The organism is Bradyrhizobium sp. Crot121, from assembly GCF_059512385.1.
This window is the reverse complement of sequence record NZ_JCAMOR010000034.1, coordinates 39,005-58,983: the sequence shown is the minus strand read 5'-3', so window position 1 is coordinate 58,983 and position 19,979 is coordinate 39,005. Positions and strand designations below refer to the sequence as shown.

General features: G+C 63.3%; 19 protein-coding genes. 3 read left to right on the top strand and 16 right to left on the bottom strand.

Features of this window, described 5'->3' with window-relative positions:
* Positions 1-109: 109 nt before the first annotated feature.
* Entirely contained in the window at positions 110-853 is a 744-nt protein-coding gene (locus AC5ZGW_RS26325) for a methyltransferase domain-containing protein (protein ID WP_130224620.1), read from the top strand.
* 19 nt (positions 854-872) lie between these two features.
* Here AC5ZGW_RS26325 and AC5ZGW_RS26320 read toward each other — a convergent pair whose 3' ends face one another.
* The 5 genes from AC5ZGW_RS26320 to AC5ZGW_RS26300 are packed head-to-tail and all read right to left on the bottom strand — an operon-like array spanning position 873 to position 5,923.
* The gene (locus tag AC5ZGW_RS26320) at positions 873-1,613 is read right to left on the bottom strand and encodes a glycosyltransferase family 2 protein (RefSeq protein WP_207230971.1); all 741 of its coding nucleotides are present in this window, start codon (positions 1,611-1,613) and stop codon (positions 873-875) included.
* A complete protein-coding gene (locus AC5ZGW_RS26315; protein ID WP_130224618.1) occupies positions 1,610-2,695 on the bottom strand; it encodes a radical SAM/SPASM domain-containing protein in 1,086 nt (361 codons plus the stop codon). Before AC5ZGW_RS26315 ends, AC5ZGW_RS26320 begins: the two co-directional genes overlap by 4 nt.
* Positions 2,692-4,056, bottom strand: a complete 1,365-nt coding sequence (locus AC5ZGW_RS26310; protein WP_130224616.1) for an MptA/MptB family glycosyltransferase — start codon at positions 4,054-4,056, stop codon at positions 2,692-2,694. The genes AC5ZGW_RS26315 and AC5ZGW_RS26310 overlap by 4 nt, the downstream gene beginning before the upstream one ends.
* A 5-nt stretch (positions 4,057-4,061) precedes the next feature.
* The gene (locus AC5ZGW_RS26305; RefSeq protein WP_165435104.1) at positions 4,062-4,766 is read right to left on the bottom strand and encodes a TIGR04282 family arsenosugar biosynthesis glycosyltransferase; all 705 of its coding nucleotides are present in this window, start codon (positions 4,764-4,766) and stop codon (positions 4,062-4,064) included.
* A complete protein-coding gene (locus AC5ZGW_RS26300) occupies positions 4,763-5,923 on the bottom strand; it encodes a nucleoside phosphorylase (protein ID WP_349645056.1) in 1,161 nt (386 codons plus the stop codon). The genes AC5ZGW_RS26305 and AC5ZGW_RS26300 overlap by 4 nt, the downstream gene beginning before the upstream one ends.
* On the opposite strand from AC5ZGW_RS26300, the gene AC5ZGW_RS26295 reads away from it, so the two are divergent.
* Positions 5,866-7,011: an acyl-CoA dehydrogenase family protein gene (locus AC5ZGW_RS26295; protein ID WP_130224612.1), complete on the top strand. Its 1,146-nt coding sequence runs from the start codon at positions 5,866-5,868 to the stop codon at positions 7,009-7,011. The two genes, AC5ZGW_RS26300 and AC5ZGW_RS26295, sit on opposite strands and share 58 nt — an antisense overlap.
* An 84-nt stretch (positions 7,012-7,095) precedes the next feature.
* A complete protein-coding gene (locus AC5ZGW_RS26290) occupies positions 7,096-7,941 on the top strand; it encodes a phosphate/phosphite/phosphonate ABC transporter substrate-binding protein (RefSeq protein ID WP_130224610.1) in 846 nt (281 codons plus the stop codon).
* A gap of 50 nt (positions 7,942-7,991) precedes the next feature.
* Here the strand turns inward: AC5ZGW_RS26290 and AC5ZGW_RS26285 are convergent, their stop codons facing one another.
* The 11 genes from AC5ZGW_RS26285 to AC5ZGW_RS26235 form a co-directional block, all read right to left on the bottom strand.
* The gene (locus AC5ZGW_RS26285) at positions 7,992-9,026 is read right to left on the bottom strand and encodes an Rv1681 family radical SAM protein (protein WP_130224608.1); all 1,035 of its coding nucleotides are present in this window, start codon (positions 9,024-9,026) and stop codon (positions 7,992-7,994) included.
* A 434-nt stretch (positions 9,027-9,460) separates the two neighbouring features.
* A complete protein-coding gene (locus tag AC5ZGW_RS26280) occupies positions 9,461-9,862 on the bottom strand; it encodes a beta-propeller fold lactonase family protein (protein ID WP_245474591.1) in 402 nt (133 codons plus the stop codon).
* 491 nt (positions 9,863-10,353) lie between these two features.
* A complete protein-coding gene (locus AC5ZGW_RS26275) occupies positions 10,354-11,148 on the bottom strand; it encodes an SDR family NAD(P)-dependent oxidoreductase (protein WP_130224604.1) in 795 nt (264 codons plus the stop codon).
* A gap of 23 nt (positions 11,149-11,171) precedes the next feature.
* Positions 11,172-12,350 (bottom strand): lipid-transfer protein, encoded by a 1,179-nt coding sequence (locus AC5ZGW_RS26270; protein WP_130224602.1) that lies wholly within the window; start codon positions 12,348-12,350, stop codon positions 11,172-11,174.
* A gap of 28 nt (positions 12,351-12,378) precedes the next feature.
* On the bottom strand, positions 12,379-13,887 hold the full coding sequence (locus tag AC5ZGW_RS26265; protein WP_130224600.1) for an AMP-binding protein: 1,509 nt from the start codon (positions 13,885-13,887) through the stop codon (positions 12,379-12,381).
* A 14-nt stretch (positions 13,888-13,901) separates the two neighbouring features.
* Complete coding sequence (locus tag AC5ZGW_RS26260) at positions 13,902-15,452, bottom strand: acyl-CoA synthetase (RefSeq protein WP_130224598.1); 1,551 nt, start codon at positions 15,450-15,452, stop codon at positions 13,902-13,904.
* A 10-nt stretch (positions 15,453-15,462) separates the two neighbouring features.
* A complete protein-coding gene (locus AC5ZGW_RS26255) occupies positions 15,463-16,698 on the bottom strand; it encodes a thiolase family protein (RefSeq protein ID WP_130224596.1) in 1,236 nt (411 codons plus the stop codon).
* 9 nt (positions 16,699-16,707) lie between these two features.
* A complete protein-coding gene (locus AC5ZGW_RS26250) occupies positions 16,708-17,409 on the bottom strand; it encodes an ABC transporter ATP-binding protein (RefSeq protein ID WP_130224594.1) in 702 nt (233 codons plus the stop codon).
* Entirely contained in the window at positions 17,406-18,164 is a 759-nt protein-coding gene (locus AC5ZGW_RS26245) for an ABC transporter ATP-binding protein (RefSeq protein ID WP_130224592.1), read from the bottom strand. The genes AC5ZGW_RS26250 and AC5ZGW_RS26245 overlap by 4 nt, the downstream gene beginning before the upstream one ends.
* Positions 18,161-19,111: a branched-chain amino acid ABC transporter permease gene (locus AC5ZGW_RS26240; RefSeq protein ID WP_130224590.1), complete on the bottom strand. Its 951-nt coding sequence runs from the start codon at positions 19,109-19,111 to the stop codon at positions 18,161-18,163. The genes AC5ZGW_RS26245 and AC5ZGW_RS26240 overlap by 4 nt, the downstream gene beginning before the upstream one ends.
* Positions 19,108-19,965 carry a branched-chain amino acid ABC transporter permease gene (locus AC5ZGW_RS26235; protein ID WP_130224588.1) on the bottom strand — a complete coding sequence of 286 codons (858 nt, stop codon included), beginning with the start codon at positions 19,963-19,965 and terminating at the stop codon, positions 19,108-19,110. The genes AC5ZGW_RS26240 and AC5ZGW_RS26235 overlap by 4 nt, the downstream gene beginning before the upstream one ends.
* Between the last annotated feature and the right edge of the window lie 14 nt (positions 19,966-19,979).

Sequence of the window (19,979 nt, the reverse complement as noted above, 5' to 3'; positions counted from 1 at the left end):
CCGATTAGACGGAATCGGATCATGATCTCATTTCTTTGTTTGAGCATGCTCTTTTCGGAAAACCGGTTTCCACTTTTCCGGATCATGCTCTTGTGTGAGAGACGAGCAGATGATGGCACTGATCCACGCAGCGACGCTGGTTGTCGCGCTGGGCGCAACTTGCGCACACGCTGCTGACATCAGCTATCTGGCGCCGCCGGGAATCCCGGCAAAGGAATTCCCCTCGCCGCAGCGCCCGGTTGCGCCGATCGTCGGCCCGAGCCGCGCCTCCGAAGAGCGCCGCGATGCCAAGGATGAGGCCGGAGAGATCGCCCGTCTGCTTGAACTAAAGCCAGGCATGACCGTCGGCGACATCGGTGCGGGCAGCGGCTACCACACGGTCCGGCTGTCGCGCCGCGTCGGCCCCACCGGCTCGGTGATCGCCCAGGACGTCAGGCAGGATTACCTCATCGCGCTTGCCAGACGAACGCAACGCTTGAAGCTGACAAACGTCATATTCGCGCTGGGCGAACCACACGACCCTCGCCTGCCCGCTTCCGCACTGGATGCCGCCATCCTCGTGCACATGTATCACGAGATAAGCCAGCCCTATGCCTTCCTCTACAATCTCGCACCCGCCTTGAAGCCAGGTGCGCGGGTCGGCATCGTCGACCTCGAGCTTTCGACGTCGGAACACGGCACGCCGATCGAGCTGTTGCGTTGCGAACTTTCCGCCGTCGGCTATCGCGAGATCGCAAGATACCAGCTCGCAGGCGATGGCGGATACCTGGCGGTGTTTTCGCCACCGGAGCCGGCGGGTCGAAAATCTCCCCGGGATATCGTTGCCTGCGAGGATCGCGCTGGCACGCACTGACAACCGCTCTCGGAAATTATCATTCACGAGGCGCTCGCAGCTCGAGCGCGAGACGAGCAAACGTGGTCGAAATGGACCAGGCCGCCTTGACGCCGGCGATGAGATTGCCGGAAACCTTCGATACGCCGCCGATCCGGCACCGCTGCCCGACGGCAATTTCCACTGCCGGCAGGCGGGCGGCCGCGACTCGCATCAGCATTTCCAGGTTCCAGCCGTATGTCTCTTCCTTCATGCCGAGATGTATGAGCTCGTCGCGACGGATGGCGCGAAACGGCGACAGGTCGGTAAAGCTCGCGCCGTAGACGAGGCGCAGGAGCAGCCTGCCGACATGGGCCGCGACAAGCTGCTGTGGCGCCAGGCTCCCTGGCTCACGCGAACCGCGAACGCGCGAGCCGAGAACGAAGACGGCTTGTCCGGCGACGATCGGCGATACCAGATCGGGGATGAATTCGGCAGGATCGCTGCCGTCGCCATCGAGGAAGACGACGATGTCGGCATCATCGCGGACCTTTGCGATGCCCGCCTGGATCGCGCGGCCGTAGCCGGGCCGCGCCTCGGCAATCACGCGAGCTCCCGCGGCCTCCGCCCGTTCGGTCGTACGGTCCCGTGAGCCGCCGTCGACAACGACAACCTCGCTCACATTCTGCGCCAGCACCGTGGCCACGACCTGGCCAATCGCCGTTTCCTCGTCGAGGCACGGAATGACCACTGAGACGACCGGGTGACGGCGCGCGCCGATCTCGTTGATCACCTCGTTCACAGGCTCCAGCGCAGGCCACAACTCGCACAGCTTTTCGGCGGCTTGTCTGAAAGGAGCGCCGTGCGAAAGTCGCGATACGCGGACCCGTTCCAGATGTCCTCCAAGGACTGCTGCCCGGCATGGCCGAGCGTATAGTTGTCGTAGCCATGCTGCGAAAACGGCGCGATGCAGCAGGGCAAGGCCCGGCCATTCGCCGTGAAATACATCAACGACCACGGCCGCCGGCACGGCGACCACGGCGAACCGTCGCCGCTGCCCTTCAAACTTAACCCCGGCTCGCTCGCTGCGCCTGAGGCGCTGAAGGTTACGCCGAGCGAATGCGCCAGCTCCTCGGCCCGTTTCAGATAGACTGCGTCCTGCTGCGTCAGGCGCTCGAACAGGGTCTGATCCGGACGGGCCTTGCCGATGGCCGATTCAGTGAAGAACACGAGCCGTTGCAGATAGACTTCCTTGACACCGATCTCGGCTGCGACTTTCACAAATGCGGGGAGTTCCTCGACAGTCTCCTTCAGGCCTGTGAGCCACACGGAAACCTGCGGTCTGGTGTGTCCCTCTCTTTCCTGCAGCTCGCGAAATGCGCGCACATTGCGCAGGATGCGGCCGAAATAATCCCTGCCGCGGATCGCCTTGAAGCTCTCGCGGTTTGACGCGTCGAGCGACACACGTAGCTCATCAAGCCCGGCGTCGATCAGTGCACGGCCATTGCGCTCACCGAGCACCGTTCCATTGGTGTTGAACAGGACGTAAACGCCGCGGTCCTTCAGGTATTTGACCATTCGAGGCAGGTTCGCGACCAGCATCGGCTCGCCGACGCCGTGCAGAACAGCGCGCGCGAGCGTGGGTACCTGGTCGACGATCGACGTGAACAGATCCCAGCTCATGTCGGCCGGCGGTTCGAGCTCCTCATAGGTGCGAGGACAGGTGGTGCACAGCAGATTGCAGCGGTTGGTCACTTCCAGATAAAGGCAGACGGGCAGACGCTGGGCGATCTCGCTACGTTCGGCCGTGACCGACTCGTGATAGCGGCGCGGATCGAATGGCGCTTGCGTAGCTGTCCCCGTTCCTTCGCCGGAGAGGCTCATCGCGATACCCCTTCCTCTGCAATCCGCTGCATGCGGGTCCTTAACGCGGTAACAGCCAAAGCCAGCAGGAGACCTCCGAACAGAACCGACTTGGTCACCATTCTTGGAATGTAGAAATCCCAGTCGAGTTGCTCGGACAATAGCAGCGCGCCAATCGACACGACCCATGTTGGCGCGGAGCCGCACAGGGCGGCGAACGGCGTGATGACGAGAAAATACCAGGGATAGTTAGGCGACAACAACAGGAGGGTGATGAGTAACAGCATGTTGATGTCGGCGAGACGGGGAGCTGTGGTGCGATCAGAGCTGCGGGCCACGGAGAGCCCCTTGAACACGAGAAGCAGCGCGGCCAGGACAACGTAAGCGACAACATCACCTCGATGCTCGCCAAACACAAGGCGCCAAAGCGACAGGAGCCAGAGATCGTTGCCGGCACGGATGCCCTCTTCCGTCAGATAGCCTTTGGTCAGGAATCCGAGCACTCCCCAACCGACCGACAAATAGGGAAGATAACAAAGCGCGACGGTAGCGATCACGACGAGCGGCATTTTGAAATCCCACGGTCGCCAGATCCCGGCCAGCACCGGCGCGACATATGGTTTCACCAAGACCGAAAACGCGATCAAGACGGCTCCGCGCAGAGCATAGCCGGTCAGCGCAATCCACAGACCCAGCATCATCAGCGCCATCATCAGCGCGTCGACGTGGCCGCTGTTGGCAATCTCCCACAAGGGCAGCGGGTGCCAGAGATAGGCGACCACGCGCGTCACAGGGCGGTTCATGCGCCGCAGCAGGAGGATGATCATTGTAACGGTGACGGCCTCGCACCCCAGCAGAGCGAGCCGCATCACAGTCACGTTTTCACCGAACCGCGTGACGATGAGGAAGAAGAATTGCGCCACCGGAGGATAGATGGTGACGGCGGTATCAGCCCGGTTGATGTGAGGAAAGATCATCCCGTCGCGCAGAAACGCCAGCGCCTCATCGGCTGGCATGTAGCGATAGGGATTGATGCCGGCGGCCTGCACCTTGCCATCCCAGACATAGCGATAAATGTCGCTGGACAGAAGCGGATCGAACAGCAGCGCATAGACTCTCAGCGCGATCCCAAGCCCAAAGATAAGCCATAGCGCGCGATCAGGTGGAGCGCGCTCGACCAGGCCTGTCGCTACGATCGTCAGCAGCCCCGCGGCGATAGTCAGAGCGATGAAGGCGTTGTCACCATAGGCCTCGAAGGCAAAGGGTGTCACCACGGTCAGAACGACCAGGAGGGTGCCGATCCCGGTCAGCAGGTGAAGCGGCGGCAAGTTATTGGCGGAGCGCATCAGCCGACCGAGTTGAATCGCGTTAGCTCCGGGCATTGGCGTCACGGGCTTAGCTGCGGCGCCGCCTTGATAAAGGCCCGGCTCGCCGCGGCAAAGCCGCCGCCACGAAAGCGGCTCGAATGGCCGGCCAGTTCATCCTGTAGCCAACGCAACGTCTCAATGTCGTCGACGTCGTACCATTCCGGAAGCAACGTCGCGGCAAGCCCGATTTCGGCAGCCCGGTCGCATGTACTGCGAGCTACGGTTTCTGTTCCCCATGCGATCTGCGTAAACAGATGCTTGTGCGGATGCTTCAAGCCGATGAGATAGTAGCCACCGTCGCTTGCTGGCCCAAGCACCATGCGGTCTCCGGGTTGGCGAAGCGTTTCAACAGCCTGAATCAGCAAACGCGGCGGCAGGGTTGGGCTATCGCCATTGACGAGCAGGACGCAATCATGTCCGGCGAGCAGGAGAGTACGCGTAGCGCCAAGCAACACGTGCCCCAAATCGTCGCCGGCCTGCAGCAACAGTCCGAACCCTGCCGGAAGCAGCCGCTGCACGATGTCTTCGGCGCCCGCCGGAGCATAAACGCCGTAGCCGCGCCTGCCGAGCGCTTCGGGTACCGCTTCGATTGTTGCCGCGACATCGCGCACAAAGCAGGCGGATAACTCTGATGCTGCAACTTCGCCAATGGCCGTTGCAAGCCGCGTCTTTGAGCGGCCGGGCTGCGGCGCCTTGCAAATGATCCCGATCGCCGCGACGCTCATCGCAGCCATGACCGGAGGCGATCCGCGGCGATCGCGATCATTTGAAGCGCGTCATGGCTGCCGTCTCCCTCGCCCTTTTCGAAATCGCCGTCGACACGTCCCATTTGATTTGTCACATGGGCAAAACACACGACGGGCTTTTGTCGGACTTGCGCGAACGCATAGAGCGCAGCGGCTTCCATTTCGACTGCCATCAGGTTCCGTTCGCGCATCGCGTCGATCGCCCGCTGGGTTTCCCGGAACGGCGCGTCAGTCGTCCAGGTCGCCCCTGTGATCACCGGCACGGAGAATTCGTCGAATGCGCCATTGAGCGCCGAGATCAATCCGGCATCAGCATGCGAATAGTCGGACGCCGCCATGTAGTGATAGCTGGTACCTTCGTCGCGCAGCGCGCGTTCGATGATGATGAAATAAGGCGGCGGGCGTACCGGCACGATCTGTCCGGAGGAGGTGACGCTAATCAGGAGCTTACAGCCTGAAGCGAACATCTCCTCGGCAATCAGCACCGCGAACGAGGCGCCGACAGCGCAGCCGACAATCCCAAAATCAATCCCGCCGCGGCTGAAAGTGTAGAGCTGGGTGTGGTAGCAGGCCCATGCCGGTTCGAGCCGGGCTTCACCACGAGCGAGCAGGCTACGCACGATGTCGCCGTCAGGATCGAGCACGCAGACATCGGGAATGCTAGCGTCCGTAATCCGCTTTTGCCTGCGCGCTTCGCGCAGCAGATTTTCCGGCGTAAATGCGGACGGCTGCGCGTAATGTTTTTGCGCGAGGATGGGCGGGATCCCGCCATCATTGATCGCCATCGCCAGACAAACCTTGTCACGTTGTTGCCGATTATTGGTAGCGTTCTCCCTGGCAGCGGGCAAGCGCCGCCGGGGTCTCGCCGACGTCACAAAAAAATAGGTTTCGGGTGATGTAACAAGACGGCTTTGAAGAACGTAATGGCGACGGTCTGCACTGGCTGTTGGTGCGGCAAGAACCTGCCATACCCGAAGCCAGTCGTGTTGATCCGATGGCGCGGGTCGCGTAGCATCGGTCGCAAAGGGAGCGGATCGATATTTTCGAAATTGATAACCACTAGGTGTCGAGGATCGCCATGAATCACGAGACCGCAGTTTCGAATGCCAAAGAAATCGCCGATCGCGTTCTCGCACCGGCGGCCAGGCAGAACGACAAGGAAGCTCGATTTTCGTCCGAGGCAATCGCGGCGCTTGGTCCGGCGGGATTGCTGGGAGCCATGCTGCCCACTGAGGTCGGCGGTTCGGCCCTGGGACCCCGGACCTTGGCTGCCGTCATCGCAACGCTCGCAGAGGCGGACGCGTCCGCCGCCATGGTTTACCTGATGCACATGAGCGCTACCGCAATGATTGCGGCGGCCCGTCCGGATGCCACGGTCGCTCAGACGCTAAAGGACATTTCGGCCGGAAAGCACCTGAGCACCCTGGCATTCAGCGAAGCTGGATCGCGCAGCCACTTCTGGGCGCCCGTCTCGCGGACGAAGCGAAACGCTGACAACGCGCGTCTCACAGCCAAGAAATCATGGGTGACAAGCGCCGGCCATGCGCAAAGCTACGTTGTTTCGGCGCTCGCCCCTGAAGGCAAGAGCCCCACGGATTCAACCCTTTATCTTGTCGACAGTGGCACACCCGGACTGTCGATCGCCGGCCCATGGGATGGTCTTGGGTTACGCGCCAACGCCTCCGCACCAATGACCCTCGATGATTGCGAGGTCGCGCCTGGCTTCCAGCTGACCGACGACGGCGCCGGGTTCAAGGCGATGCTGGAGGTCGTGCTTCCGCTATTCAACCTCGGCGCATCGGCGGTGGCGCTTGGACTTTGCCGGGCAGCGGTGGCTGGGACCGCGGCGCACCTCAATAGCGCTCGCTTCGAGCATTTGGGCCAGACCCTCGGCGAGAGCCTGCCGACCCTTCGCGTACAGCTTGCGACGATGCAGATCGACACCGATGGGCTTGCGGCGCGCGTCGACGATCTCGTCGACCATCTTGAGCACCCGCGAGATACCACCATGCTGCGCGTGCTCGAGAGCAAGGCGGCGGCAGGTGATGTCGCCATCGCTGTTACCTCGGCGGCAATGCGGGTGTGCGGAGGCGCTGCGTTTTCCAGGCATCTGGCGATCGAGCGATTGTTCCGCGACGCTCATGCGGGCGCTGTCATGGCGCCAACGGGCGATGTTCTACGCGAGTTCATCGGCAAGGCCATCTTGGGAATACCGCTGTTCTGAGCGCGCGAGCGCTGCGCCGCCTGGCAGCGCTCGGATCGCGATCAATGACATTTGAATATCGAGCTCGAGAAGCGAGATGCAATCATGAACCAGACGATCTGGGTAGGCGCCGTCGCTTATGATCCAAAGGTGGTTGGTATCTGGGAGGGCATGCGGCGGTACTTTGTCGAGGAAGCGGGTCTCCCCGTCGAGGTGGTGCTGTTTCAGAGCTACGAGGCACAGGTCGCTGCCCTCCTGGCCTCGCCTGGCGATCGGCTGCCGCGCATCGACATCGGATGGAATACGAACCTTGCCTATATCCAGGCCGACGCCTGGAGCGACCATCGCTGCCGACCAATCGCGATGCGCGACACGGACGTCGGCTGGATGACCAAGATTGTCGCCGTCACCGGCGGGCCCGTCGCTAGCCTCGCTGATCTTAAGACCCGCACCCTGGCGCTCGGTAGCCGCGACAGCGGCCATGCGGCAATCCTCCCGGTTCATTTCCTGCAGCGCGACGAATTGGTTGAGGGGAAAGACTACCAAACGCTGCGCTTCAACACCGACCTCGGCAAGCACGGTGACACGGGTGCAAGCGAGTCCGAAGTCGTTCGTGCGGTCCTCGACGGTCGCGCCGATGCCGGCGCAATCGGCAGCCCCTTCTGGAACGCGGTGCGTAACGAGCGTCTGGTACCCGAAGGCGCGCTGACCGAGATCTGGACCTCGCCGTCCTATAATCATTGCATGTTCACTGCTCGGCCCGATCTGGATCCGTCCTTGGAGCAGCGGTTCGCCAAAGCGCTATTCGGGATGAGCTACGACAACCCGACGCATCGTCCTGTGCTCGAGGCGGAAGGGCTGCGCCAATGGATAGCGCCGCAGCTTGAAGCATATAGTGAGTTGCGGGAAGCCTCCGCGCAACAGGGCTTCTTAACGCGGCCTTTGGCCTAGCGGCCGAGCCAAAAAGCCCGATGCTGCTCTGAGCGCAGTCTGCGCCTTTATCAGGCGCAATTGAAAATCATTGCCAACCGGCGCGCATGCTCAGATTCGTGGTCGAAGGCGCGGCGTACAGCTGCGAAGGATTCAGCGAGCGGAAAGATTTCACGGCGGACCAGCAGGTCGTTATCCTCGGCTCCGACCGGATGCCAAAAGACGCCTTCGGCGGTGATCGTCACCTCGGGGACCAGATCCGCCCTTGCCAACGCGATGCCCCGCGTGGCGGAGCCTCGCAGCGCAATTCGCCTGATCACGCGGTCCTCCTCACTCACGTGATGGCCATCAAGGAAGCTCCGAAACTCAACGGCCTCCGCGTCGCTTGACACTGTGGCCGCCACTCGCACGCGGAATCCTTCGGCCCGGGCGCGCTCGATTCCATTCCAGGCGCGCGCCCATGTCCCCTCTCCACGATGGCTATCGTGGCGCTCCGGCGTGGGGCTGTCGAGGCTGATCTGCAAGGTTACACGCTCTCGCGGCAACGCGCGCAGCGTTTCGAGCCGACTTCCGGCAAACAGCATGCCGTTGGTGAGGACGGTGGTCGGCGCCGTCGCTGCACATGCGGCGAGAATCTCGCCAATATCCGGCAGCATGAACGGCTCACCGCCGGTGACAAAAATCTCGCTCACGCCGAGTTCCCTGGCCTCGATTGCGATCCTTCGCACCCGCTCGACGCCTAGCGCCCGCCGCGGAGCTTTGGGTGACGAGCGCACGCAGCAATAGTCGCAGCTGAGGTTGCAATCGAAGTTGGTGTAAAGCCATAGTCGAGAGCCGACAGGCCGATCTTCTCCCACATTCTCAGGGGCCTCTCCGTACCGAAGCACCCATCGTGTGCGACCGTCTTCGACTACGGTGTCGACCAAACTGTTGCGGGTGAAGCGACACCATGCCTCGAGATCGGGGCCGATGTTCGGATCGCTGCTGATCACCGCGACAAGATCGCCCCTACGGCTCCGGCGTAACGCGCCGATCAAATCCGGCAGGAGGCCTGAGGCAAATGTCTTGCTGCCGGCGTCGAGCTCAACGTTCGCATTCGTCCTCATGCGCAAATCCATGGTCCTCCAGACGTTCAACGTCTGCCGCACCAGTTTCGTACCGGAAACGATCTCACCAGAACGCAATGAACGGGATCAATCTCCGACGAAAATGCATGAAAATCAACGATCGCGTCCGATATCCTGCCGCTCATAACGGTCTGGTTGCAGGTTCGAGTCCTGCCGGGCCCACCAATGATTACAGGCGCTTGCGACGCGGCGGTTGCCTGAGGATTCGGTACCGCCACAGTTACCGCCACAGAAACGATTGCCGCTTCGTTCGCGTAATGGTCTCAAAAACGCAAGTTTGATCCCGGCCAGAGCCGCCTTCGCTGGCAGGCGAGTGTCAAGCGCTCATCTCTGTTTCGATAGTAGCCAACCATCGGCAAATTGGCCGGAGGAACCGAACGCTCGATCCGCCTGCGTCCGCAAAGCGCGCACGCTCACTGCACGTCGATGATCTCCACCCAGTTCGCTCCATTTCGCACTGGATAGCGATGAGCCTCGCCAAGCTTGCCCGTGCTCTGGTCGACCTTGTAGGAAAGGTGATCCGACTTTTCACCCGACGCGACGAGGTACTGGCCACTCGGGTCGATCCCAATGCCGCGCGGCTGCGCCTCGGTCGCGAAACTGGCGACGTAGGCGAGCCTGCCGGTTCCGGGTGCCAGGGTGAACAAAGCGATCTTGCTGGTGGTACGTTCGGTCGAATACAGAAACTTGCCGTTGGGGCGTGATTTGGATGTCAGCCGCCCAGACTTTCGGCTTCTCGTCCTTCGGCAGCGCTGCGCCGGGCGTCGGTGCAGCGCCAACGGGCGCCTGCGGCGTACCCCAAGCAAGGCCGGCATCCGCCGGCACCGAGCTAATGCTCTCAACGAGGGTCAACGTCCCCTTGCAGGAATCGACCAATGGCACGCCCGACGACTTCATTGCGGATGACGACTTTGAGTTTTCACTATCATCGCAAAACGGTGTCGTCCGGCGCTACCGATGCGTGGCGAACACGCGATTTTTTCCTGAAGACGGATTTGCATTGGTTACGGCCCGGCAGCGCGCAGCAAAGTGGTATCTTCACGTCAGATTCCGCAGTGAAGCCGGGTTAAAGGCAAAAGGGGCCGTTGGATGTAGACTTATCTACCCTGACCGCGCGGGGAGCGCTTCGATGAACTCGAGCACTGCCCGTCCCTTGGACGTGATCCTCCAGCCGCCGCTTATCCGCTCGACCAACTCGGGTGAAAAGATGCCGAGATCCGGAACTCGCGCGGCGGGCGCTTGGTCCGGTCCGCAGATTATTCGACCGTCCGCCGCAACCGGATGACCGGCATAGCAGAACTGCCGATCAGCCCGTTCGGCAGGTGAGCGCGCCGTCGACCGGGAGCAGCACGCCGGAGATATATTTCGCGTCGTCCGATGCCAGAAACAGCGAGGCATGCGCCACATCCCAGGCGGTGCCCATCTTGCCCATCGGCACCATGGCGTCGCGCCTGGCGATCATGTCGTCCACGGAATCATAGACATGCTTGTAGGGCTCGACGATCATCGGCGTGTTCATCAGGCCCGGCAGAACCGCGTTGCAGCGAATCCCCTTCGGCGCGTATTCGACCGCGACCGCACGGGTAAAGTGATTCACGCCGGCCTTTGACGAGTAATAGGAGATCATCGGCACGCTGATCGTCGTGATCGATGCGACCGACGACACGTTGACGATCGCGCCACCGCCCTGCCGTACCATCTCGGGCAGCACGCGCTTGCAGGTCAGGAAGAACCCCTTCAGGTTCACGGACATCACGCGATCCCAGCTCGCCTCGTCGATATTCTCGGGACCGCCGGGTTCGGCGATGCCGACATTGTTCTGCAGGATGTCGATGCGGCCGTGACGAGTAACGGCGGTGCCGACAGCCGCATCGATGTCCGCCGCCGACGTGATGTCGGCGCGCAGCGCGCTGGCCTTGCCGCCCTCGCCCTCGATGATCGCGACGGTACGCTCGGCCGATGCGATATCGCGGTCGACGCAGATCACCGTCGCGCCTTGGCGGGCGAAGAGAACGGCGGTGGCTTTGCCGTTGCCCCAGCCCTCACCGACGCAGCCGGCTCCCATCACGAACGCGATCTTGTCCTTGAGCCGCTGCGACATCCTTACTGTCCCTGTTACCGGTTTCAGTTCTTTTCGTACAGCGTCACGACGGCCGCGCCGCCGAGGCCGAGATTGTGCTGCAGCGCGAGCCGCGCGCCGTCGACCTGCCGCGCCTCGGCGGTGCCACGCAGCCGATGGACGAGTTCGTAGCACTGGGCGAGGCCGGTTGCGCCGAGCGGATGGCCCTTGGAGAGCAGGCCGCCGGACGGATTGGTGACGAAACGCCCGCCATAGGTGTTGTCGCCGTCGACGACGAATTTCTCGGCCTCGCCCTCGCCGCAGAGGCCGAGCGCCTCGTAGGTGATGAGTTCGTTCTGAGCGAAGCAGTCGTGCAGTTCGACGACATCGACATCGTCGGGCGCGACGCCGGCCTTCTCGTAGACTTTTTCCGCCGCCGACTTCGACAGGTCGAAGCCGACCACCCGCATCATGTCGCGGGTCTCGAAGGTGCTGGGACGGTCGGTCGTCATCGCCTGCGCGCGAATCCGGACCTTGTCGTTGAGGTTATGGCGCTTGGCGAAGGCCTCAGAGACCAGCACGGCGGCGGCGGCGCCGCAGGTCGGCGGGCACGCCATCGAGCGCGTCATCACGCCTTCCCAGATCACCGGCGCCTGCATCACGTCGCCCTCGGTCATCTCCTTGCGGAACAGCGCCAGCGGGTTTTTCGCGGCATGGCGGCTCGCCTTGGCGCGGATCTTGGCAAAGGTTGAGAGTTGCGTGCCATACTTCTCCATGTGCTCCTTGCCCGCGCCGCCGAAATAACGCAGTGCCAACGGGATCTCGCCATGACCAACCAGATCGTCGGTGACGCGGTCGAAATCCGCGAATGGCGACGGACGGTCTTCGAAGATCGAGCCCAGCGCACCGGGGCGCATCTGCTCGAAGCCGACGGCCAGCACGCAATCGGCCGCACCACTCTGGACCGCCTGCCGCGCCAGGTACAGCGCGGTCGAGCCGGTAGAGCAGTTGTTGTTGACGTTGACGATCGGAATGCCGGTCATGCCGACGCGATAGAGCACCTTCTGGCCGGCGGTGGAGTCGCCGTAAACGAAACCGGCATAGGCCTGTTCGATGGCGTCGTAGCCGAGCCCGGCATCCGCCAGTGCCAGCTTCACGGCTTCCTCGCCCATCGCGTCGTAGGGTGCCGAAGCGCCCGGCTTCGCAAACGGGATCATGCCGACGCCTGCAACGATCGTGGTCATTATGCGCTCTCCTTGTTTCCTTCGCCGATTATGCGGCCGTTTCGCTTTCGATGAGCTTCCTGATTTCGGTCTTGAGGATCTTGCCGTAGTTGCTCTTCGGCAGGCTCGGCAGGAAGCGGTAGGACTTCGGCCGCTTGAAGCGGGCGATGTGCTCGATGCAGAAGGCGTCGAGTTCTTCGGCCGTCACCGGTGCCGACGACGCCACGAAGGCGATGACCTCCTCGCCCCAGTCCGGATGGCGGCGGCCGATGACGCTGACCTCCGTCACGGCGGGATGGCGCAGCAGCACCTCCTCGACCTCGCGCGGATAGATGTTGGAGCCGCCGGAGATGATGACGTCCTTGGAGCGGTCCTTCAGATAGAGAAAGCCATGCGCATCGAAGGTGCCGATGTCGCCGGTCCACAGCCAACCGTCGCGCAGCGCCTGCGCCGTCGCGGACGGGTTGTTCCAGTAACCGGCCATCACGACGTCCCCGGCGACGATGACCTCGCCGTTCTCGCCCGGCGGCCTGTCGTTGCCTTCGGCGTCGACGACGCGGACGGCGACGCCGGTGCGCGGAATGCCCACCGACGATAGCCGGTCATCGAGACGGCCGTCGCCGCTGTCGAGGTGCATGTGCGGCGGCAGATAAGTGATCGTGCACGGCGACTCGCCCTGGCCATAAGCCTGCCACAGCCGCGGGCCGAGCACCGACAGCGCTCGCTTGAGATCCTCGACATACATCGGCGCGCCGCCGTAGAAGATGTGATCGAGATTCTCCACCTTCAGATCCGCCAACGACGGCGACGTCACAAGCCGGTTCACCATGGTCGGCGCAGCGAAGAACGAACTCCCCGGATAGCGATTGATCAGATCGACGATCTCGCCCGGCTCGAATCCGCCGCTCTCCGGCACGACATTGGCCGCGCCGCGCACAAGATGCGCCAGCGCGAGCAGACCCGCGCCATGCGACAGCGGCGCCGGGTATAGCGAAGCGTCGGTCTCGTCGACCGGCCCGATGTCGGCAAGAAAGCTCATGGTCATGTTGTAGAGGTTGCGATGGGTCAGCATCGCGCCCTTCGGATAGCCGGTCGTGCCGCTGGTGTAGAACAGCCACGCGATGTCGTCGGGCTTGGCCGACGCTGGCCGCAAGTCCGGAGGCGTGGTCGCGAGCATCGCGCGATACGCCTCGCCGTCGACATCGACGACATTGCCTGGCTGCGAAAGTCCGCCCTCGATGTCGGTGAACAGCACCGAGGCCGCGCAATTGTCGATGATATAGGCGAGCTCCTTCGGGTGCAGCTTGGCATTGATCGGCGCCACCGCCAGCCCCGAGAACCAGGCGCCGAACAGGATCTCGAAATACTCGGGACGGTTCGACAGGAAGACGCCGACCCGCGAGCCCGGCGCTAAGCCCTTGTTACGCAGCGCGGCACCGAGCGCGGCGCTGCGCTGCAGAAGCTGCGCGTAGTTGTGAACGGTCTCGCAGCCGAGGCAGACCGCCGGGCGGTCTGCGAACGCCTTCGCCGCATTGGCGAGTACCATGGCGATGTTCATGGGCTTTTCCCTGTTCAGATCGCGCGCGTGCGTCCCTTCCAGAAGATCTCGCGGATATCTTTCTTGCGGACCTTGCCGACCGGGCTGCGCGGCAGGCTCTCCCAGAATTCCACCGACTTTGGCGCCTTCACGCTGCCAAGCTTCTTCTTGCAGAGCGCGATGATCTCGTCGGATTCGGCGCTCGCGCCGTCTTTCAGTTCGATGACGGCCTTGACCGCCTCGCCCCATTTCTCGTCGGGCACGCCGATCACGGCGCAATCCTGCACCGCGGGGTGCCCCCAGATCACCTGTTCGATCTCGCTCGGATAGACGTTGAAGCCTCCCGAGATGATCATGTCCTTCTTGCGGTCGACGATATAGACGTAGCCGTCCTCGTCCTTGAAGCCGATGTCGCCGGTGTGATGCCAGCCGAAAGTGGATACCTCCGCGGTCGCTTCGGGGTTCTTGTAGTAGCCGGGCATCACCAGATTGCCGCGCACCACGATCTCGCCGCGCTCGCCGGTCGGCATCAGGTTGCCGTCATCGTCCATGATCTCGACAGGCGTCAGCAGCGTCGGACGGCCGCAGCTCGCCAGCCGCTTCTCCTTGTCGGGATCGCCGATCACCAGATGCTCCTGCGGCGACAGGAAGGTGCACAGCATCGGCGCCTCGGCCTGGCCAAAGGTCTGCGACATCACCGGTCCGAAGACGTCGAGGCACTCCTTCAGCTTGTCGATCGACATCGGCGCGGCGGCATAGATGAAGTGTTCGAGCGAGGAGAAATCATGGTGCTTGATGCCGGGATGCGCGAGCAGCATGTAGATCGCCGTCGGCGGCAGGAACATATGGGTCACGCCTTCGGTCTCGATGGCGTTGACCACCTTGGCGGCGTCGAAGCCCGGCAGGATGATTTGGGTCCCGCCAACGGCCATCAGCATGATGCCGACGCCGCCTGCTGCATGGGTCATCGGTGCCACGACCAGATGGACCGGCGGCTTCTTCACCGACATCGAGGTGAAGAAGTTCGAGATCATGGTTTCCCAGACCAGGTGGGTCCAGAGCACGCCCTTGGGCCGGCCGGTGGTGCCGCCCGAAGAGAACACCGAGATCGGCGCGTCGCGATCCGCCGGTACGTCTGGATCCGTCTCGGGCGCATCCGCGATCCAGTCCATCAGAAACGGCGCGTCGGCACCGGCCTTGTCGATGCAGATATAGTGGCGGACCTTCGGACACTCCTTGCGGAAGACCTGTACGTTGGCTTCGAATTCGCTGTGATAGAACAGCACCTCGACGTCGCAATTGTCGAGAATGTAGGCGTTGTCCTCCGCGGAGTTGCGAGCGTTGATCGGCACCCAGATACTGGCGGCGCGGATGATGCCCAGAATGCACTCGAAAGCCGTTGCTCCATTGGGGCTGTAGACCGCGGCCATCTGGCCGGGCTTCAGGCCGGCTGATGCAAGTGCGTTTGCGATCCGGTAGCTGCGCAGCTGTACCTCGCGGAAGGTACGCGAGACCGTCGCATCCTTCAGGCAGGTACGCGATGGATTGATGCTGACGCCGCGGTCGAAAAAATCGATCAGACGCATGAGTCGGTTCTCAACGTTCGAGGATCGTGATGCAGGCCGTCGCTTCCTCGTAATGATGGAAGCCGCCGCCGTTTTCGGCAATAGCGTGATGCGCTCCCTCGACCTGGCGCGCGCCTGCTTCGCCGCGAAGCTGGGTGACGAGCTCGTATATCTGCGCAAGGCCGGTGGCGCCGATCGGATGCCCCCGCGACTCGAGGCCGCCGGAAACGTTGATCGGTATCCGGCCACCGAGCGTGGTGTCGCCGTCGCGCACCAGGCGGCCGCCATCGCCGATCGGGGCGAAGCCGAGCAGTTCGGCCTGGTGCAGTTCCGCAAACGCGCTGGCATCATGGACCTCGGCCACCGACATGTCGGCCGGGCCGACGCCGGCGATCCTGTAGGCACGGTTGGATGCGAGCCGGCAGAGATGCCGCTCCAGATCGTCGGCTTCGCGGTCGGAGCCTGAAGCCAGCACCGAGGCGGCGATGCGGATTGCCCGCGTCGCGCCGAGCGCGCGCGCCTTCTCCGCGGAGCAAACGATCGCCGCGGCGGCGCCGTCGCTGATCGGCGCGCACATCGGCAGCGTCAGGGGCCACGATACTTCGCGGGCCGCCAGCACGTCGTCGGCAGTCATTGCGTCCTGATACTGCGCCTTGGGATTCAGCGACGAATGCCGGTGGTTCTTCGCGGAAACCTCGGCGATGTCGCGCTGCGTGGTCCCGAAACGATGCATGTGATAGCGCGCCAGCGAGGCGTAGACGTCCATGAACACGCTGCGCTTGCCGCTGTTCTGGCCGGCACCCGGCGGCAACGCGAGGTCCTTGCTGAGCGTCGTCAGGCGGCGGACGCTGCCGTCGACATCGTGCACATCCCAGGCGCCGTCGAAAATGGCAAAGGACTTTTCCCGGTCCTTGGAATTCATCTTCTCCGCGCCGACCGCCAGCGCGATGTCGCCCTGCCCCGACGCAATGTAGGAGAAGGCGGCATTGAGCGCCGTTGAGGCGCTGGCACAGGCATTTTCGACGTTCATCACGGGAATGCTTTCGAAACCGAGCGCCCGGAGAACGAGCTGCCCGCGCACGAGGTGCTGCCCCTCCACGACGCCCTGCGCCGTGTTGGCGAAGAACGCGGCCTGGACATCCTCGCGGCCAACACCGGCATCGGACAGCGCCTCGTCCACCGCCCCGCGCGCGATCGTCTCCAGCCGGTCGTCGAGGTAGCGGCCGAACCGCGTCATGCCAACCCCGATGATGTAGACGTCGGTCATGGTTTCCTCCTAGACGCTGATCAGGGACTCGATACGGGCGCGGTCCGCCTGCAGCTCAGCGGTCGTACCCGACCAGACCACGCGGCCATTGTCGATGACGAACTGGCGGCGTGCGAGCTTGAGCGGAACCTTCAGGTTCTGTTCGACCAGCAGCATGGCAATGCCCTCGGCATTGATGATGCGCATGGCCTCGATCAGCTGGTCGACAATGAGCGGCGCAAGCCCCTCGGTCGGCTCGTCGAGCAGCAGCACTTCCGGATTGGTCAGCAGGCCGCGGCCGATCGCCAGCATCTGCTGCTCGCCGCCGGAGAGCGTATCGCCGCCCTGAGATGCGCGCTCCTGAAGCCGCGGGAAAAGCTGGTAGATCCGCTGCAGCGACCACGGCCCCTTGCGACCCATCACGGTCGCGATCTTCAGGTTTTCCTCGACCGTCAGGTTCGGAAAGATGCGCCGGTTTTCCGGAACGAAGGCGAGCCCCAGCCGCCCGAGTTCATAGGGTTTCCGCGCGGTGACGTCGCGATCGCCGATCATCCGCCGCCCGCTGCGCACGGCGTTGAGACCGATCGCGGCCTTGAGCAGCGTGCTCTTCCCGGCGCCGTTGCGGCCGATCAGCGAGACGACCTCGCCGGCGGCGACGTCGAGCGAGACGTGATGCAGCGCCTGGGCCTTGCCGTAGAAGACGTCGCAATCCTGCAGGGCCAGCGCGCTCATTCGTCGTTCCCGAGATAGGCGGCGCGCACCGCCGGATTGGCCTTGATCTCCGCCGGCGAGCCGGACGCCAGCAATTGCCCCTGCACCATCACGACGATCTCGTCGGATATCTGCATCACGACGTCCATGTTGTGCTCGATCAGCAGCACGGTTCGCCCGGCCACGATCCGCTGGATCAGTTCGATTGCCTGCTCGAGGCGCTCATGGCCGACACCGGCGAGCGGCTCGTCGAGCAGCAGCACGCTCGGATCGCTGAGCAATGCGAGACCGACCTCGAGAGCCCGCTGGTCGCCGTGCGAAAGGTTCTCCGCCGGCGCGTGAGCGAGACGTTCGAGCCCGATCTGCTCGAGGACCTTTTCGGCGCTCTGCCGAACATCGGCGAAACGGCCGGCCGGCAACCAGAACGGCTGCACCCGGTACAGGTGCGCGAACGCCGCGAGCTTCAGGTTCTCCAGCACCGTCATGCCGGCAAAGATTTTTGTGATCTGAAAGCTGCGGCCGAGGCCGGCGCGCGTCCGCGCGTGAACGGAAAGTTTCGTGATGTCCCGCCCGTTGAGGATCACCTGCCCGGCGGCCAATGTCGCGTGGCCGGACAGCGCATTCATCAGCGTGGTCTTGCCGGCGCCGTTGGGACCGATCAGCCCGTAGATCCGTCCGGACTGGAAGCTGCGGCTGACGCCCGCGACCGCCTTGAGGCCGCCGAACGCGACCTGGATATTCTCGCACCGCAGGGAGATTCCGTTGGCCGTGCTCATTTCGGCGCACCTTTCCTGGCGCGCCCGAGTGCGGCGAACAGACCTGCGATGCCGTTCGGCAGCAGGATCGTGCAGAGGATGAACACGATGCCGAGGATTCCGTACCAGTGCTCGGTGAACTGGCTCAACTCTTCCTTCAGCACTTCGAACACCGCGACACCCAGCACCGGCCCGAGCAAGGTGCCCTTGCCGCCCAGCAGCGTCATGATCAGCACGTCGCCGGAGGTGCTCCAGTGCAGCATCTGCGGGCTGACATAGAACATCAGCGAGGCCAGCAGCGCGCCGCTAATTCCGGCATAGGCGCCAGAGATCATGAAGGCGCACTGGCGCAGCCGCTGCACGTTGTAGCCGATCTGCTCGGCCCGAACGTCGTTGGCCTGGACCGCCTTCAGCGCACTGCCGAACGGCGAGATCCGCAACAGCGCCATGATCGCTACGCCGATCACGAACACCACGACGAGGAAGAAGAAATAGTTGCGGTTGCTGTAGAAGTCGATGCCGAACAGGGCCGGCCGCGGAACGCCGGGAATGCCGTCGAGTCCGCCGGTGAACGCCCGCAGCTTGGTGCTGGCCAGGATGTGGACGAGTTGCGCCAGCGCCAATGTCAGCAGCGAGAAGAATAGGCCCGAGACGCGTAGCGCGAAGATGCTGAGCAGGAAAGCCAGCGCCGCACCGGCCACGGCGGCGACCAGGAGCGACGGCACGAAGCCGAACTGCGGCGCCAGCAGCGCCAGCGCATATCCGCCCGCGCCGAACATCGCGGCGTGGCCAAAGGACAGCATGCCGGCCATGCCGAAGATCAGGTCGAAGCCGATCGCGAACAGGCCCCAGATCAGGATCAGGCTGATCAGGTTCAGGCTTTCTTCGCTGGTCGAGACGGTCGCAAAGAGGATCATGGCAGCGACGACGGCGGCCATCAGGATCTGATCGAGACGGAACATGCTCATGCCGCACGTCCCTTGTGGCTGAACAGGCCCGATGGGCGGGTCATCAGGGTGACGATGAGCAGCACGAAGGTGATCAGCTCCACCCACTCCGGGGCATAGGTAAATCCGGCCGCGCGCGCCATGCCGAGCAGCAACGCGGCAAAGATTGCGCCCTTGATATTGCCGAGGCCGCCGATGATCACCACCACGAAACAATCGATGATCACGCTAAAACCCATGCCGAGTTCGATCGGCACCAGCGGTGCCGCGACGACGCCGCCGAGCGCGGCAAGCCCCGAGCCGAGCGCAAACACCGCGGTGCGCACCCGCGCCACATCGACGCCGAGTGTCTGGGCCATTTCGGAGTCAGAACTCGCCGCGCGGATCACCATGCCGAGCTTGCTGCGGTCGAGCAGCAGGAACAACAGGACGGAGACAAGGGCGCCGAAGCCGATGATGAACAGGCGATAGGACGGAATCTGGCTGCCGAACAGCGCAATCGGCTGCGAGAACACCGCCGGTGTCGGCACCTGCTTGTAGTCGAGCCCCCAGATCAGGCGGACCGATTCCTCGATCACCAGGATGAAGCCGAATGTCAGCAGCAGCTGATAAATATGATCGCGATTGTAGACCGGCCGCAGCGTGATCACCTCCATCGCCGCGCCGAGCGCAGCGACGACCAGCGGCGCGAACGCCAGCCCGATCCAGAACGAACCGGTCCAGTGGACGATCTGGTAGCAGACATAGGCGCCCAGCATATAGAGGGCGCCGTGGGCGAAATTGATCACGCCGAGCATGCCGAAGATGAGCGTCAGGCCCGCCGCCAGCAGGAACAGCAGGAAGCTCAAGCTCAGGCCGATAACGATCGTCGACACGCCAGATTGATCCG